This window comes from Pseudomonas sp. HT11 (assembly GCF_044875395.1).
Classification (GTDB): Bacteria; Pseudomonadota; Gammaproteobacteria; order Pseudomonadales; family Pseudomonadaceae; genus Aquipseudomonas.
In genome coordinates, this window is the sequence record NZ_CP173217.1 from 1 (window position 1) to 16,351 (window position 16,351).

At 58.7% G+C, this 16,351-nt stretch carries 13 protein-coding genes; 7 read left to right on the forward strand and 6 right to left on the reverse strand.

The window, feature by feature from the left end:
* The 4 genes from dnaA to gyrB are packed head-to-tail and all read left to right on the forward strand — an operon-like array spanning window position 1 to window position 6,209.
* Complete coding sequence (gene dnaA / locus ABWL43_RS00005; protein WP_119741254.1) at window positions 1–1,521, forward strand: chromosomal replication initiator protein DnaA; 1,521 nt, start codon at window positions 1–3, stop codon at window positions 1,519–1,521.
* Window positions 1,522–1,559: 38 nt separating this feature from the next.
* Window positions 1,560–2,663 (forward strand): DNA polymerase III subunit beta, encoded by a 1,104-nt coding sequence (gene dnaN / locus ABWL43_RS00010; protein ID WP_083355987.1) that lies wholly within the window; start codon window positions 1,560–1,562, stop codon window positions 2,661–2,663.
* A 20-nt stretch (window positions 2,664–2,683) separates the two neighbouring features.
* Entirely contained in the window at window positions 2,684–3,787 is a 1,104-nt protein-coding gene (recF, locus tag ABWL43_RS00015; RefSeq protein ID WP_010565854.1) for a DNA replication/repair protein RecF, read from the forward strand.
* A 4-nt stretch (window positions 3,788–3,791) separates the two neighbouring features.
* On the forward strand, window positions 3,792–6,209 hold the full coding sequence (gyrB, locus tag ABWL43_RS00020; RefSeq protein ID WP_145158421.1) for a DNA topoisomerase (ATP-hydrolyzing) subunit B: 2,418 nt from the start codon (window positions 3,792–3,794) through the stop codon (window positions 6,207–6,209).
* Window positions 6,210–6,312: 103 nt separating this feature from the next.
* Here the strand turns inward: gyrB and ABWL43_RS00025 are convergent, their stop codons facing one another.
* The gene (locus tag ABWL43_RS00025) at window positions 6,313–7,038 is read right to left on the reverse strand and encodes a response regulator transcription factor (RefSeq protein ID WP_242200576.1); all 726 of its coding nucleotides are present in this window, start codon (window positions 7,036–7,038) and stop codon (window positions 6,313–6,315) included.
* 333 nt (window positions 7,039–7,371) lie between these two features.
* On the opposite strand from ABWL43_RS00025, the gene ABWL43_RS00030 reads away from it, so the two are divergent.
* Entirely contained in the window at window positions 7,372–9,633 is a 2,262-nt protein-coding gene (locus ABWL43_RS00030) for a CHASE2 domain-containing protein (RefSeq protein WP_404486107.1), read from the forward strand.
* Between the two features lie 181 nt (window positions 9,634–9,814).
* Here the strand turns inward: ABWL43_RS00030 and ABWL43_RS00035 are convergent, their stop codons facing one another.
* The 4 genes from ABWL43_RS00035 to glyQ all read right to left on the reverse strand — a co-directional run bounded on the left by ABWL43_RS00035 (window position 9,815) and on the right by glyQ (window position 14,211).
* Window positions 9,815–10,585, reverse strand: a complete 771-nt coding sequence (locus ABWL43_RS00035) for a 1-acyl-sn-glycerol-3-phosphate acyltransferase (RefSeq protein ID WP_106575978.1) — start codon at window positions 10,583–10,585, stop codon at window positions 9,815–9,817.
* Window positions 10,586–10,667: 82 nt separating this feature from the next.
* On the reverse strand, window positions 10,668–11,207 hold the full coding sequence (gene gmhB, locus ABWL43_RS00040; protein WP_177410061.1) for a D-glycero-beta-D-manno-heptose 1,7-bisphosphate 7-phosphatase: 540 nt from the start codon (window positions 11,205–11,207) through the stop codon (window positions 10,668–10,670).
* Window positions 11,207–13,261: a glycine--tRNA ligase subunit beta gene (gene glyS, locus ABWL43_RS00045; protein WP_404486109.1), complete on the reverse strand. Its 2,055-nt coding sequence runs from the start codon at window positions 13,259–13,261 to the stop codon at window positions 11,207–11,209. The genes gmhB and glyS overlap by 1 nt, the downstream gene beginning before the upstream one ends.
* A complete protein-coding gene (gene glyQ, locus ABWL43_RS00050) occupies window positions 13,258–14,211 on the reverse strand; it encodes a glycine--tRNA ligase subunit alpha (protein WP_003187265.1) in 954 nt (317 codons plus the stop codon). Before glyQ ends, glyS begins: the two co-directional genes overlap by 4 nt.
* An 81-nt stretch (window positions 14,212–14,292) precedes the next feature.
* Here glyQ and ABWL43_RS00055 point away from each other — a divergent pair, with 81 nt between their 5' ends.
* Together ABWL43_RS00055 and ABWL43_RS00060 are read left to right on the forward strand one after the other, a co-directional pair.
* Window positions 14,293–14,850, forward strand: a complete 558-nt coding sequence (locus tag ABWL43_RS00055; RefSeq protein ID WP_262206830.1) for a DNA-3-methyladenine glycosylase I — start codon at window positions 14,293–14,295, stop codon at window positions 14,848–14,850.
* A 40-nt stretch (window positions 14,851–14,890) separates the two neighbouring features.
* Window positions 14,891–15,778, forward strand: a complete 888-nt coding sequence (locus ABWL43_RS00060; RefSeq protein WP_242200567.1) for a lysophospholipid acyltransferase — start codon at window positions 14,891–14,893, stop codon at window positions 15,776–15,778.
* 136 nt (window positions 15,779–15,914) lie between these two features.
* On the opposite strand, the gene ABWL43_RS00065 is transcribed toward ABWL43_RS00060, so the two are convergent.
* Window positions 15,915–16,226, reverse strand: coding sequence for a hypothetical protein (locus ABWL43_RS00065; protein ID WP_404486112.1), 312 nt, complete (start codon window positions 16,224–16,226; stop codon window positions 15,915–15,917).
* Window positions 16,227–16,351: the final 125 nt, after the last annotated feature.

The window sequence follows — 16,351 nt, forward strand, 5'->3', positions numbered from 1 at the left end:
GTGTCAGTGGAACTTTGGCAGCAGTGCGTGGAGCTTTTGCGCGAAGAGCTGCCTGCCCAGCAATTCAACACCTGGATCCGTCCGCTACAGGTCGAAGCCGAAGGCGACGAGTTGCGTGTCTACGCGCCGAATCGTTTTGTTCTCGATTGGGTTAATGAGAAGTACCTGAGCCGCGTTCTCGAATTGCTCGATGAGCACGGCAATGGCCTGGCGCCCGTACTCTCCCTATTAATAGGCAGCAAACGTAGCTCTGCACCGCGTGCCGCGCCGAATGCACCGTTGGCAGCGAGCGCCTCGCAGGCTCAGGCCGCAGCCGCGCCTGTTAATAACTCGCCAGCACCCGTTGCCCAGACGCCTTCGAAATCATCGGCGCAGAAAAACGCGCCTATAAATGAAGAGCCGTCCCGTGACAGCTTCGACCCGATGGCCGGCGCCAGCTCGCAGCAAGCACCGGTGCGCGCCGAACAGCGCACCGTGCAGGTAGAAGGTGCGCTCAAGCACACCAGCTACCTGAACCGTACGTTCACCTTTGAAAACTTCGTCGAAGGTAAATCCAACCAGCTGGCCCGCGCGGCCGCCTGGCAGGTAGCCGACAACCCCAAGCATGGTTACAACCCGCTCTTCCTTTATGGTGGCGTCGGCTTGGGTAAGACGCACTTGATGCACGCTGTGGGTAACCATCTATTAAAGAAGAACCCGAATGCCAAGGTCGTGTACCTGCACTCGGAGCGCTTCGTCGCTGACATGGTCAAGGCCTTGCAGCTCAATGCAATCAACGAGTTCAAGCGGTTCTACCGCTCGGTTGATGCGTTGCTGATCGATGACATTCAATTTTTTGCCCGCAAGGAACGTTCTCAGGAAGAGTTTTTTCACACCTTCAACGCCCTGCTCGAGGGTGGCCAGCAGGTCATCTTGACCAGCGACCGTTACCCGAAGGAAATCGAAGGCCTGGAAGAACGTTTGAAGTCACGCTTCGGCTGGGGCCTGACCGTTGCGGTAGAACCGCCGGAGTTGGAAACCCGCGTCGCGATCCTGATGAAAAAGGCCGACCAGGCGAAAGTCGATCTGCCACACGATGCGGCCTTCTTTATTGCTCAACGCATTCGCTCCAACGTGCGTGAGCTCGAAGGCGCGCTCAAGCGAGTCATTGCTCACTCGCACTTCATGGGCCGCGATATCACCATCGAGTTGATCCGTGAATCCCTGAAAGATTTGCTGGCCCTGCAAGACAAGCTGGTGAGTGTGGATAACATTCAGCGCACCGTAGCTGAGTACTACAAAATCAAGATTTCCGACCTGTTGTCCAAGCGCCGTTCGCGCTCGGTGGCACGTCCGCGTCAGGTGGCGATGGCGCTCTCCAAAGAGCTGACCAACCACAGCCTGCCGGAAATCGGTGATGTGTTTGGCGGTCGCGACCACACCACGGTCTTGCACGCGTGCCGCAAGATCAACGAACTTAAGGAATCCGACGCGGATATTCGCGAGGACTACAAGAACCTGCTGCGTACACTGACTACGTGATGACACCAGCGCAGCTTATTAAGGCAAGGGACTAGACCATGCATTTCACCATTCAACGCGAAGCCCTGTTGAAACCCCTGCAACTGGTCGCAGGCGTCGTCGAGCGCCGACAGACCTTGCCGGTGCTCTCAAACGTATTGCTGGTTGTCGAAGGCCAGCAATTGTCCTTGACCGGTACCGACCTTGAGGTCGAGCTGGTTGGCCGCGTGCAGCTGGAAGAGCCTGCTGAGCCGGGCGAGATCACCGTACCTGCGCGCAAGCTGATGGATATCTGCAAAAGCTTGCCAAACGAAGCGCTGATCGACATTAAAGTCGATGAGCAGAAGTTGGTGGTCAAGGCCGGCCGCAGTCGTTTTACGCTGTCCACCTTGCCAGCCAATGACTTCCCGACCGTCGAAGAAGGCCCTGGCTCGCTGACCTGCAGCCTGGAACAAAGCAAACTGCGCCGTTTGATCGAGCGCACCAGCTTCGCCATGGCCCAGCAGGATGTTCGCTACTACCTCAACGGTATGTTGCTGGAAGTCTCTGAAGGCATCATCCGCGCCGTGGCCACCGACGGTCACCGGTTGGCGATGTGCTCCATGCGTGCCGATATTGGTCAGCCAGATCGTCACCAAGTGATTGTCCCGCGTAAAGGTATCCTGGAGTTGGCGCGTCTGCTCACCGAGCCGGACGGCAACGTCAGCATCGTTCTGGGCCAGCACCACATTCGCGCCACTACCAGTGAATTCACCTTCACGTCCAAGTTGGTCGACGGCAAGTTCCCGGATTACGAGCGCGTGCTGCCTAAAGGCGGCGACAAGCTGGTGATCGGCGATCGTCAGGCCTTGCGCGAAGCGTTCAGCCGTACCGCAATTCTGTCGAACGAGAAGTACCGCGGTATCCGTCTGCAACTGGCCAATGGTCAGTTGAAAATTCAGGCGAATAACCCTGAGCAGGAAGAAGCGGAAGAAGAAGTAGGCGTTGACTACAACGGCGGCTCGCTGGAGATCGGCTTCAACGTCAGCTATTTATTGGACGTGCTGGGCGTGATGACCACCGAACAGGTTCGCCTGATTCTGTCTGACTCCAACAGCAGCGCCCTGGTGCAAGAATCTGATAACGACGACTCGGCTTACGTAGTTATGCCGATGCGCCTGTAATCATGCTCAGCAGAAGCTAGATGTCCCTCAGTCGCGTCTCGGTCACCGCGGTGCGCAATCTGCACCCGGTGACCTTCTCCCCCTCCCCCCGCATCAATATCCTCCACGGCGCCAACGGCAGTGGCAAAACCAGCGTGCTGGAAGCCATTCATTTGCTGGGGCTCGCCCGTTCTTTTCGCAGTGCACGTCTTTTGCCGGTGATTCAATACGAGCAGTTGGCATGCACTGTATTTGGCCAAGTTGAATTGGCTGAAGGCGGACACAGCAGCCTGGGAATATCTCGTGATCGCGGCGGGGAATTTCAAATTCGCATTGACGGGCAAAATGCTCGCAGCGCTGCCCAGTTGGCGGAAATTCTGCCTCTGCAGTTGATCAACCCCGACAGCTTCCGCCTGTTGGAAGGTGCACCGAAGATCCGCAGGCAATTCCTCGATTGGGGAGTGTTCCACGTGGAACCGCGTTTCATGGCCACTTGGCAGCGCCTGCAGAAGGCCCTGCGGCAGCGGAACTCATGGCTGCGGCATGGTACACTTGACGCCGCTTCGCAAGCAGCCTGGGACCGGGAACTGTGCCTGGCCAGCGACGAAATAGATGAATACCGCCGCGCCTATATCAAAGCCTTGAAACCAGTCTTTGAGCAGACCTTGAGTGAGTTGTTGGATCTCGAGGGGCTGACGCTAAGCTACTACCGTGGTTGGGATAAAGAGCGTGAGCTGAGCGCAGTGCTCGCCACGTCCCTGCAACGGGATCAGCAAATTGGCCATACCCAGGCAGGCCCCCAACGGGCTGATCTGCGTCTTAGATTAGGCGCACATAATGCCGCGGATATCTTGTCCCGCGGTCAGCAGAAGTTGGTGGTGTGCGCACTGCGTATCGCCCAGGGGCATTTGGTTAGCCAAGCTCGACGCGGTCAGTGTATTTATCTGGTGGATGACTTGCCGTCCGAACTCGACGAGCAACACCGCCGCGCGTTATGCCGCTTGTTGGAAGACTTACGCTGCCAGGTATTCATTACCTGTGTAGACCACGAATTATTGAGGGAAGGCTGGCAGACGGAAACGCCAGTCGCTTTGTTCCACGTGGAACAAGGCCGTATCACCCAGACCCACGACCATCGGGAGTGAAGGCATGAGCGAAGAAAACACGTACGACTCGACCAGCATTAAAGTGCTGAAAGGTTTGGATGCCGTACGCAAACGTCCCGGTATGTACATTGGCGACACCGATGATGGTAGCGGTCTGCACCACATGGTCTTCGAGGTGGTCGACAACTCCATCGACGAAGCGTTGGCCGGTCACTGCGACGACATCAGCATCATCATCCACCCGGATGAGTCCATCACCGTGCGCGACAACGGTCGCGGCATTCCGGTAGACGTGCACAAAGAGGAAGGCGTTTCGGCGGCAGAGGTCATCATGACCGTGCTCCACGCCGGCGGTAAGTTCGACGACAACTCCTATAAAGTCTCCGGCGGTTTGCACGGTGTAGGTGTGTCGGTAGTGAACGCTTTGTCGGAAGAGCTGATTCTGACCGTTCGCCGTAGCGGCAAGATCTGGGAACAGACTTACGTGCACGGCGTGCCACAAGAGCCGATGAAAATCGTCGGTGACAGCGAATCCACTGGTACGCAGATCCACTTCAAGCCATCGGCTGAAACCTTCAAGAATATCCACTTCAGCTGGGACATCCTGGCCAAGCGTATTCGTGAACTGTCCTTCCTCAACTCCGGTGTGGGCATCGTTCTCAAGGACGAGCGCAGCGGCAAGGAAGAGCTGTTCAAGTACGAAGGCGGTCTGCGTGCGTTTGTTGAATACCTGAACACCAACAAGACTGCGGTCAACCAGGTGTTCCACTTCAACATCCAGCGTGAAGATGGCATCGGCGTAGAAATCGCCCTGCAGTGGAACGACAGCTTCAACGAGAACCTGTTGTGCTTCACCAACAACATTCCTCAGCGTGATGGCGGCACTCACTTGGTGGGTTTCCGTTCGGCGTTGACGCGTAACCTGAACACCTACATCGAAGCCGAAGGCTTGGCCAAGAAGCACAAAGTCGCCACCACCGGTGACGACGCACGTGAAGGCCTGACTGCGATTATCTCGGTGAAAGTGCCAGATCCCAAGTTCAGCTCCCAGACTAAAGACAAGCTGGTGTCTTCCGAAGTGAAGACCGCTGTGGAACAGGAGATGGGCAAATACTTCTCCGACTTCCTGCTGGAGAACCCGAACGAAGCCAAGCTGGTTGTCGGCAAGATGATCGACGCTGCACGTGCGCGTGAAGCGGCGCGTAAAGCCCGTGAGATGACCCGTCGTAAAGGCGCGCTGGATATCGCCGGCCTGCCGGGCAAATTGGCAGACTGCCAGGAGAAGGACCCTGCCCTCTCCGAGCTGTACCTGGTGGAAGGTGACTCTGCTGGCGGTTCCGCCAAGCAGGGTCGTAACCGTCGCACCCAGGCGATCCTGCCGTTGAAGGGTAAGATCCTCAACGTTGAGAAAGCCCGCTTCGACAAGATGATTTCCTCTCAGGAAGTCGGCACGTTGATCACAGCCCTGGGCTGCGGTATTGGCCGCGACGAGTACAACATCGACAAGCTGCGCTACCACAACATCATCATCATGACCGATGCTGACGTCGACGGTTCGCACATCCGTACCCTGCTGCTGACCTTCTTCTTCCGTCAGTTGCCGGAGCTGATTGAGCGTGGCTATATCTACATCGCTCAGCCGCCGTTGTACAAAGTGAAAAAAGGCAAGCAAGAGCAATACATCAAAGACGACGACGCCATGGAAGAGTACATGACGCAGTCGGCCCTGGAAGATGCCAGCCTGCACTTGAACGACGAAGCTCCGGGTATCTCTGGTGAGTCGCTGGAGCGTCTGGTTAACGATTTCCGCATGGTCATGAAGACTCTCAAGCGTCTGTCGCGCCTGTACCCTCAGGAGCTGACCGAGCACTTCATCTACCTGCCGGCCGTCAGCCTGGAGCAGTTGGGCGATCACGCTGCGATGCAGGATTGGCTGGCCCAGTACGAAGTGCGCCTGCGTACCGTCGAGAAGTCTGGCCTGGTGTACAAAGCCAGCCTGCGTGAAGACCGTGAGCGTAACGTGTGGCTGCCGGAGGTCGAACTGATCTCCCACGGACTGTCGAACTACGTCACCTTCAACCGCGACTTTTTCGGCAGTAACGACTACAAAACCGTCGTTACCCTCGGCGCGCAATTGAGCACCCTGCTGGACGACGGTGCTTACATTCAGCGCGGCGAACGCAAGAAGCAAGTCAAGGAATTCAAAGAAGCCCTTGATTGGCTGATGGCAGAAAGCACCAAGCGTCACACCATTCAGCGATACAAAGGTCTGGGCGAAATGAACCCGGATCAGCTGTGGGAAACCACCATGGACCCAGCTCAGCGTCGTATGTTGCGCGTGACCATCGAAGACGCCATTGGCGCAGACCAGATCTTCAACACCCTGATGGGTGATGCGGTCGAACCTCGCCGTGACTTCATCGAAAGCAATGCCTTGGCAGTGTCCAACCTAGACTTCTGATCAGGTCAGCCTGCTAAAATAAAAAAGGCCAACGCTCAGCGTTGGCCTTTTTTATTGGGTCTGAAAAAGCAGTTTTTCTAATGCTCCACGTGGAACATCGAGCTTATTGGCCCGGGTTTACCGCCGCCACACTCTCCAACCGATAACCGTATCCGTAGATTGTCAGCAGTTGCCAGCCACGGTCGGCGGTCAGCCCCAGCTTGTTGCGCAGGCGATAGATATGCGTGTCCAGCGGGCGCGAGGAGACCATCTCCTCATGAGACCAGAACCGTTCATACAGATATTCACGAGACAACGGACGCGCCAGATTGGCGAACAAGCAACTGGCCAAGCGGTATTCACGCTCAGTCAGGTTGATAGGTTTGCCCGCACGAGTGACGGTCAGCTCAGCATCGTCAAAGGTCAGATCGTTGAAGCTCTGCACTTCATGGGCCGTCGATTTTTGCAGACCATGGCGACGCAGCACGGCCGTGATCCGGGCTTTCAGTTCATTGGGCCGGAAGGGTTTGCTGACGTAATCATCCGCCCCACTGTTCAGCGCCGTGACGATGTCGCTCTCGGCGTCCCGACTGGTGAGCATGATCACGGCGGGCGGTGACTCCATGTGCTCGCGGGTCCAGCGCAGCAGCGCGATACCCGTGATGTCGGGCAGCTGCCAGTCGAGTATCAGCAAGTCAAAGGTTTCCCGGCGCAGCTGGCGTAGCAGGTCTTCACCACGCTCGAAGCAATGCACGGACCACGGCTGTTCCGCGGTGCTGGGAATCTGTCGCAGTGTCTGCTCAACCCGGCGCAACTCAGCGGGCTCGTCATCCAGTATTGCGACACGCATGGGTGGGTCCCTTCTACTAAAAAAACGGCGCAAATGCCGGCCATCGAATCTGAATAATTGTGGTCAGATTCAGCGGACCATGAATCTATCGATACGCTGATATCAAAGAGCCTTTAATCCGTTGGAAGACCTCGATACCTTGGAGGAAAGATACCCACTCCTGCCCGTAAGGAAAAGGTTCAGCATGAATCGCTCAGGAAAGTCTAACAGTGAGACCGATATGAGCTTCACTGGGTTCAGTACACCGCTCATATCGAAAAGGGAGAGGCCGGGGCATATGGCGCGTTCAACTATCCACTCTCGACACCTCTACACGCCTGCGACGGTGGCTCGGTGATGCTGTGGCGCAAATCAGAAAAACGCCAACTCACTCGAGCCCAACTGCTGTTCCACGGTTTGATACGCGAATGGCTATTGATTGGCCTGGTTCTGCTGCCCTTCACTGTTTACCTGTCCTTGAGCCCAGGCCTGGCCCTCAATAACCCGCTGTACGACAGCCTTCGTCGCCTGACCCCATTGCCGGTCGACCCACGGATCCTGCTGGTGACCATTGATGACCAGAGCCTGAAAAAGCTGGGCCAGTGGCCCTGGCCGCGCAGCGTGCATGCTGACCTGATTGACCGGCTGAGTACCGCTCGACCGGCAGGCATATTGTTTGATGTGATCTTCAGCGAGCCCGGCGATGCGGCGGATGACCAACGACTGGCCGACGCGGTGTGCAGGGCCGGCAATGTGTTGTTGCCCACGGCGAGTTCCGACGCGGCGGATGAGCAACTGTTGCCACTGCTCAAATGCGCCAAAGGCATGGGCCAGATCAATGTCGAAGCCGATAACGATGGTGTGGTACGCAGCCTGTATATGCGCGAGGGCCCGCCCGGCAACACGCTTGCGCAGCTGGCATGGCTTGCCTATGGGTTGAGTGGGCAAACCTCACCCATGCCGGGGCTCGCCAAGGAACCTGACGGTCAGCATTGGCATCGTGAACACGCTGTTCGTGTTCCTTACACCGCGCAGGGCCACTTTCCCAGCGTGTCCTACGTCAGCGTATTACAGGGCGAGGTACCGCCCGACGTGTTGCGTGGCCGGTTGATATTGGTCGGTGCCACGGCCTATGGAATGGGTGATCGCTTTGTCACGCCCCTCTCCTCCACAGTGGGCTCCACGGCCGGAGTGGAGATCCAGGCCAACATCCTCAATGGATTGCTGCTGGGGCGCAGCATCGTCGATCTTCCAGGCTGGCTTGCCGCATTGATGGCCGCATCGCTAGTGGCGTTGCTGCTGGGGCTGCTGTTGTATCGGCCGCGCTATGCGCTGTGGATGACCCTGGCTTGCATGGTCACCGCACTGCTCGGCTCATGGGCCCTGCTGCGCCTGGGGCATTGGTGGTCACCTGCAGCGTGTCTGATCGGGTTGCTGCTCAGCTACCTGATCTGGAATTGGCGCCGCCTGAGCGTGATCCTTGCTTACTTCGGCTGGGAACTGGCACGCCTGGATAACGAACCCAAAGTGCTGCCCGAGCGCCGCCGTGCGCCCGCCAGCAAAGGTGACGTGTTGCAGGGGCGGATCTTTGCGCTTGAGCAGGCGGTAAGCCGCACGCGCGACACGCGGCGCTTTATGGCGGACGGGTTGGAGTGCCTGCCGGTGGCGACTCTGATTACCGATCCCCACGGCAGCATCCTGCTGGCCAACCGCGTCGCCCGTGAGGTGTTCGGCAACGATCTGGTGGCCACAAATCTATTGGAGCAACTCGCCGACCTCGGCTACCCGCCGCTGCACAACGGCGTTCGCCCTGCCCTGTCGGCGCTGCAGCTTATCGAGTTCCGTGATATCCACCAGCGCAGCCTGCGCATGGAGCTGGCACCCTTGCTGCCGGCCGAAGGTGATGTCGCCCTTGGCTGGCTGCTGAGCCTTACCGACTTGAGCAAGGAGCGTGAAGCCCAACAACACCGCGAGACGATGTTGCGCTTCCTGTCCCATGACCTGCGTGCGCCGCACTCGGCGATCCTGGCGTTGCTGGATGTGCACAACGGCGATTCACCGATATTTGCCCAGATCGAACAACAGGTGAAACGCGCATTGAGCCTCACCGAATCCTTCGTGCAGTTGGCCAAAGCCGAAGCCGACGGCTACCACTTCCAGCCAACGCTATTTGCCATGCTGGTCATGGATGCCTTTGACCAGGTGGCAGTGATCGCGCAGCTCAAGGGCATTCACTTGGTACACGACTTGGATGAGGCGGATGAGGGCATGGTGTCAGCCGATCAATCATTGCTGACCCGGGCGCTGTTCAACGTGCTGGAAAACGCCATCAAGTACTCCCCGTCAGGCACCACCGTCACGCTGAGCCACGGCAGCGCGCAAGGTTGGTTGGAATGTCGCATCAGCGATCAGGGACTGGGCATCGCGCCTGGGGATTTGCCGGAGCTGTTCAGCCAGTACCGACGCTTCGATTCAGCCCAGGGCAGTGAGGGTTTGGGTTTGGGGCTGACCATGGTCAAAGCCGTGATTGAGCGCCATGGCGGCCGTATTCTGTGCGAGAGCGAGTTAGGCAAGGGCTCGACCTTCAGCCTGAAACTGCCCCTGCTCGATACGTGAAAACCCTGGTTTTCTGCTGTGCATAAAAAACCGGTCAAAAAGACCGGTTTTTTAATGCGCAAAAAACTTATGCACGTTTTTCGCGATTTTATTAGCTTGAGAAATATGTAAGTAAATCAGCTTCTTACGAACCAAAAACGGCGATTCGCCAACAAACCGTACACAGGTTATCCACAGAAGCTCAAATCGCCGGCGTCTCTACCACCACAGGCTCGGGAGGCAATGAACCCATGGCCCGTTGCTGCGCTTCATTCCACGCTGCAGCGCGGTCATTCAATGCTGCAATCGCACGTGGCCCTTCGCCTTCTGCGTACATCGGCTCGCCAATCACTACCGTGATGGTGCCTGCGCGTTTGGCCCAACCGGTCTTCGGCCAGAACTTGCCGGCGTTATGCGCAATCGGCAATACCGGCAGGTTGGCATTCACCGCCAAAGCGGTGCCGCCCCGCGAGAATTTGCCTACGGTGCCGTAAGGCACACGCGTACCTTCCGGAAAGATCAGTACCCAAACGCCATCCTTGAGCAACTCATCGCCTTTTTTGGCGACGTGCTTGAGCGCCGCCTTGGGGTTGTCACGATCAATGGCGATCGGGCGCAACATGGCCATGGCCCAGCCAAAGAACGGCACATACAGCAGCTCGCGCTTGAGCACCTGGCTCAACGGCGAAAAGTACGCAGAGAGGAAGAACGTTTCCCAGGTGCTCTGGTGGTTCGACAGAATCACGCAGGGCTGCTCCGGGACGTTTTCAGCGCCCTTCACTTCGAAACGGATGTTCAGGAACACCTTGGTCAGCCACAACGCGCAGCGGCACCAATAAACGTTGATAAAGCGATAGCGCGCCTTGAACGGCAGGAACGGCGCAATAAAAAAGCTCAGGGTGCACCAGAGAAACGAACTGGTGCCCAGCAGCAGGTAAAAGAAAAAGGTTCTGATGGCCTGCAAGATCGACATGGCGGCATTTACCGTTGCGGGACACGGCCCGCCTGTTAAAAGCGCACTCCCGAACAGTCCTTGGTCAGGAAGTCGAGGGCGGCTAGTTGTTGATAAGTTCTGCGGCAACCGCCGCCAGATCGTCAAAAATCAAAGTGCCTACCGGCAGGTCTTTCGCCTGGGTCTTTTCGCCTTTCCCGGTCTTAACCAAAACTGGCTGAGAGTCGACGGCTTTGGCCGCCTCCAGGTCACCGAGGCTGTCCCCGACGAACCATAGCCCAGCCAAGGGCACCTTGTAATGTTCTGCAATGGTTTTCAACATGCCAGGCTTGGGTTTGCGGCAATCGCAGCCCTCATCCGGCCCGTGAGGGCAGTACACCACCAGTCCCACCTCACCGCCCTGCTCGGCCACCAACGTGCGCAAGCGCGCGTGCATGGCGTCCAGGGTGGCGATGTCGTAATAACCACGGGCGATGCCGGACTGGTTGGTGGCGATGGCCACCGTCCAGCCGGCTTTGCTCAACTGCGCGATGGCCTCGATCGAGCCGGGCAGTGGAATCCATTCCGCCACCGACTTGATGTAAGCGTCGGAGTCGTAATTGATCACTCCGTCCCGATCGAGAATCAGCAGTTTCAACATGATCAGCCCAGTACGGAAATGTCAGCGATGTTGATGAACAAACCCCGCAGACGCGCCAGCATGGCGTAGCGGTTTTTCCGCACGCCGGCATCGTCGGCATTGATCATCACGGCTTCGAAGAACGCATCCACCGGCTCACGCAAGGTGGCCAGGCGCGCCAGAGCTTCGGCGTAGTTACGTTCAGCGAGCAGCGGCTTCACTGCGTTTTCGGCCTTGGCGATGGCCGAGTTCAGCGAGAACTCCTTGGCATCGGCAAACAGGGACGGGTCGACTTCGGTATTGCCGAGGTTGTCGGCCTTGCTCAGCAGGTTCGACACGCGCTTGTTCACGGCAGCCAGTGCATCGGCTTCCGGCAGCTTGCGGAAAGCCTGTACGGCCTGCACACGCTGATCGAAGTCCAGTGCCGAGCCGGGTTGCAGGGCACGGACCGACAGGTACACCGAAACATCCACGCCTTCGTCTTCGTAACGCGCACGCAGGCGGTCGAATACGAACTCCAGCACTTGCTCGGCCAAACCGGCTTGCTTGACCTTGCCACCGAACTGGCCGACCGCAAACACCACGGCCTGGGTCAGGTCGAGGTCGAGCTTTTTGTCGATCAGGATACGCAGCACGCCCAAGGCAGCACGGCGCAGGGCGTACGGGTCTTTGCTGCCGGTGGGCAACATGCCGATACCGAAGATACCCACCAAGGTGTCCAGCTTGTCGGCGGTGGCCACGGCCGCACCGGTCAGGGTGGTTGGCAGCTCAGCACCGGCACCGCGCGGCATGTACTGCTCGTTCAGCGCCAGGGCTACATCGTCCGGCTCGCCGTCGTTGAGGGCGTAGTAGTAACCGGCAACGCCTTGCATCTCCGGGAACTCGCCGACCATTTCGGTGGCCAGGTCGCACTTGGACAGCAAGCCAGCGCGGGCAGCCCAGGCGGCATCGCCACCAATGCGTGGCGCAATGTAGGCCGCCAGCTTGGAAACGCGCACGGCTTTGTCGTAGACGCTGCCAAGTTTTTCCTGGAACACCACGTTTTGCAGGCGCAGGTTGAAGTCTTCGAGCTTCTGCTTCTTGTCTTGCTTGAAGAAGAACTCGGCGTCGGTCAGGCGCGGGCGCACGACTTTTTCGTTACCGGCGATGATCTGCTGCGGGTCCTTGCTTTCGATGTTGGCCACAGTGATAAAGCGCGGCAGCAACTTGCCATCCACGTCCAGCAGGCAGAAGTACTTCTGGTTGTCCTGCATGGTGGTGATCAGCGCTTCTTGCGGCACATCGAGGAAACGCTCTTCGAACGAGCACACCAGCGGCACTGGCCATTCAACAAGCGCGGTCACTTCGTCGAGCAGGCTTGGCGGCACGATGGCGGTGCCTTCCTGCAGGCGGGCCAGCTCTTCGGTGCGCTTGCTGATCAGCTCGCGACGCTCATTGGCATCGGCCAGCACGTAAGCGGCGCGCAGGTCGGCGGCATAGTTGGCGGGCGAAGTGATGCGCACGGCTTCTGGATGGTGGAAGCGGTGACCACGGGAATCACGGCCCGCCTTTTGAGCGAGGATGGTGCAGTCGATGACCTGGTCACCGAGCAGCATCACCAGCCATTGGGTTGGGCGTACGAATTCTTCTTTGCGAGCACCCCAGCGCATGCGCTTGGGGATCGGCAGGTCGTTGAGGGAATCTTCAACGATGGTCGGCAACAGGCTCGCCGTCGGCTTGCCGGTGATGACCTGGCTGAAACGCAGTTTCGGGCCGCTCTGGTCGATCTCACTCAGCTCGACGCCGCACTTTTTGGCAAAACCCAGGGCTGCTTGAGTCGGGTTGCCTTCTGCATCGAAAGCGGCTTGGCGCGGCGGGCCGTCGAGGTTGATGCTGCGGTCCGGCTGCTGGGTTTCCAGCGCGGTCAGCAACACAGCCAGGCGACGTGGCGCGGCGTAGACTTTTTTCGCAGCGAACTTCAGGCCGGCTGTGTGCAGGCCTTTTTCGATACCGGCCAGGAACGCGTCGGCCAAGGTGTTGAGTGCCTTGGGCGGCAGCTCTTCGGTGCCCAGTTCAACCAAAAAATCTTGAGCACTCATTGTGCAGCCTCCAGCTTAGCCAACACTTCATCACGCAGATCCGGGGTTGCCATCGGGAAGCCCAGCTTGGCGCGAGCCAGCAAGTAGGCTTGGGCGACGGAACGCGCCAGGGTGCGTACACGCAGGATGTATTGCTGGCGCGCAGTGACCGAGATGGCACGGCGGGCATCCAGCAGGTTGAAGGTATGGGAGGCCTTCAACACCATTTCATAGCTTGGCAACGGCAGCGGCTGGTCGAGTTCGATCAGGCGCTTGGCTTCGCTTTCATAGAAGTCGAACAGCTCGAACAGCTTGTCGACGTTGGCGTGTTCGAAGTTGTAAGTGGACTGCTCCACTTCGTTCTGATGGAACACATCGCCATAGGTGACTTTGCCGAACGGGCCGTCAGCCCACACCAGGTCGTAGACCGAGTCCACGCCTTGCAGGTACATGGCCAGGCGCTCGAGGCCGTAAGTGATCTCGCCGGTCACCGGGTAGCACTCGATGCCGCCCGCTTGCTGGAAGTAAGTGAACTGCGTCACTTCCATGCCGTTGAGCCAGACTTCCCAGCCCAGGCCCCAGGCGCCCAGGGTCGGCGATTCCCAGTTGTCTTCGACGAAACGGATGTCGTGCACCAGTGGGTCCAGGCCGACATGTTTCAGCGAGCCCAGGTACAGCTCCTGGAAGTTGTCCGGGTTGGGCTTGAGTACCACCTGGAACTGGTAGTAGTGCTGCAGGCGGTTCGGGTTTTCGCCGTAGCGGCCGTCAGTCGGGCGACGACTGGGCTGCACATAAGCGGCGTTCCAGGTTTCCGGGCCAATGGCCCGCAGGAATGTAGCGGTGTGGAAAGTGCCGGCGCCTACTTCCATATCGTAGGGCTGAAGTACCACACAACCTTGCTCGGCCCAGTATTGCTGGAGGGCGAGGATCAAGTCTTGGAAGGTACGCACGGCTGGCGTAGGCTGGCTCACGAAATTCACCTGTTACTTGGGCTGCGATTTAAAGAGCGGGAGTATACCCGATTCGGCCGCGCCACCATCCCCTGGAGCCTTATGCCACGCTGCTTTTGGTGTTCTGAAGATCCGCTGTACATGGCTTATCACGATCAGGAGTGGGGAACGCCGCTGCGCGATGCGCAGGGTCTGTTCGAGTTGCTTTTGCTCGAAGGGTTCCAGGCGGGCCTGTCCTGGATCACCGTTTTACGCAAACGCGAGCATTATCGAAAGGTCCTGTTCGGCTTTGATGCACAGCGTCTGGCGCGCCTCAGCGAGGCCGAGATCGAGGCGCTGATGCTCGACCCTGGCATCGTGCGCAATCGCCTCAAGCTCAACGCCACCCGCCGCAATGCCGCGGCCTGGCTGGCGCTGGAAGACCCGGTGGGTTTGCTCTGGTCGTTCGTCGGCGGCGTGCCCAAGGTCAATCACTTCAAGGATCGCAGTGAGGTCCCGGCGATTACGCCCGAGGCTGAAGCCATGAGCCGCGCCCTGAAAAAAGCCGGTTTCACCTTCGTCGGGCCAACCATTTGCTACGCCTTCATGCAGGCCAGCGGAATGGTCATGGACCACACTCAAGACTGCGACCGTTACGCGGACTTGGCCAACGCCGGTTAGAATGCCCGCTTTGCGCACCACACACGATCAGGAGTGACCTGTGGAAAAGTTTAAAGGCGCCTTGCTGGTAGGCGCTCTTCGGTTGTTTGCCTTGTTGCCATGGCGCGCTGTTCAGGCCGTCGGCACGGCAATTGGCTGGATCATGTGGAAAACCCCCAACCGCTCCCGCGAAACAGTGCGGATCAACCTCTCCAAATGCTTCCCGGACATGGACCCCGCCGCCCGCGAGCGCCTGGTCGGCCAGAGCTTGATGGACATCGGCAAGTCCCTGACGGAAAGCGCCTGCGCCTGGATCTGGCCGGCCCAGCGCTCCATCGACCTGGTGCGTGAAGTCGAAGGCCTGGAAGTGCTGCACCAAGCCCTGGCTTCGGGCAAAGGCGTGGTGGGCATCACCAGCCACCTGGGCAACTGGGAAGTGCTCAATCACTTTTATTGCAACCAGTGCAAACCGATCATTTTCTACCGCCCGCCCAAGCTCAAGGCGGTGGATGAACTGCTGCAAAAACAGCGCGTGCAATTGGGCAACCGCGTGGCGGCGTCCACCAAGGAAGGCATTCTCAGCGTGATCAAGGAAGTGCGCAAAGGCGGCCAGGTGGGCATTCCCGCCGACCCGGAGCCGGCTGAGTCGGCCGGGATCTTTGTGCCGTTCTTCGCCACCCAGGCGCTGACCAGCAAGTTTGTACCCAACATGCTTGCGGGCCATAAAGCGGTGGGCGTGTTCCTGCATGCGCTGCGGCTGCCGGACGGTTCGGGTTACAAAGTGATTTTGGAAGCGGCGCCGGAAGACATGTACAGCACCGACACCGCCACGTCCTGCGCGGCGATGAGCAAGGTGGTGGAGCGCTATGTCGGCGCCTACCCGAGCCAGTACATGTGGAGCATGAAGCGCTTCAAGAAACGCCCGCCGGGTGAGGCGCGTTGGTATTGATACCCGACTGACTCAAGCTCGATGCAACACCAATGTGGGAGCGGGCTTGCTCGCGAAGGCGGTTTATCAGCTACACATTCAGTGACTGACACTCCGCCTTCGCGAGCAAGCCCGCTCCCACATTTTTGATCTCCATTCAGGCCTGGCGGTCGAGCTTTTTCAGGAACACCGTCATCTCTTTTTCGGCCTGCTTGTCGCCATGGGCCTGGGCCGCTTCAATGCCCTTCTCCCACGCCAGCCGCGCCGCCGCACTGTCACCCAACCCCGCCTGCGCCTTGCCCAACAACTTCCACGCCGCCGAATACTTCGGATCGAATTCCACGCACTTGTGCAAATGCTCGGCCGCCTTGGCGTTGTTCTTCGCGTCCAGATAACCCTTGCCCAAGCCAAAGCGCAGCAATGAATTATCCACACCCTTGGCGAGCATTTTTTCCAGGGATTCGAGCATGGTGGCGTGTCCTTTCAGCTAGGTTAGGTTTTCAAGCGCGTCATCGCGGGCAAGCCCGCTTGCGCGTTAAAAACGCGATCACCTGTGGGAGCGGGCTTGCCCGCGATGACGACGGCAGGCTCACC

What these genes read in the sequence shown, in the direction of transcription:
- gyrB (WP_145158421.1), top strand. Translation starts at nt 3,792, where the DNA reads ATGAGCGAAGAAAACACGTACGACTCGACCAGCATTAAAGTGCTGAAA.
- ABWL43_RS00025 (WP_242200576.1), bottom strand. Translation starts at nt 7,038, where the DNA reads ATGCGTGTCGCAATACTGGATGACGAGCCCGCTGAGTTGCGCCGGGTT.
- dnaN (WP_083355987.1), top strand. Translation starts at nt 1,560, where the DNA reads ATGCATTTCACCATTCAACGCGAAGCCCTGTTGAAACCCCTGCAACTG.
- ABWL43_RS00055 (WP_262206830.1), top strand. Translation starts at nt 14,293, where the DNA reads ATGCCACGCTGCTTTTGGTGTTCTGAAGATCCGCTGTACATGGCTTAT.
- recF (WP_010565854.1), top strand. Translation starts at nt 2,684, where the DNA reads ATGTCCCTCAGTCGCGTCTCGGTCACCGCGGTGCGCAATCTGCACCCG.
- ABWL43_RS00035 (WP_106575978.1), bottom strand. Translation starts at nt 10,585, where the DNA reads ATGTCGATCTTGCAGGCCATCAGAACCTTTTTCTTTTACCTGCTGCTG.
- ABWL43_RS00065 (WP_404486112.1), bottom strand. Translation starts at nt 16,226, where the DNA reads ATGCTCGAATCCCTGGAAAAAATGCTCGCCAAGGGTGTGGATAATTCA.
- glyS (WP_404486109.1), bottom strand. Translation starts at nt 13,261, where the DNA reads ATGAGTGCTCAAGATTTTTTGGTTGAACTGGGCACCGAAGAGCTGCCG.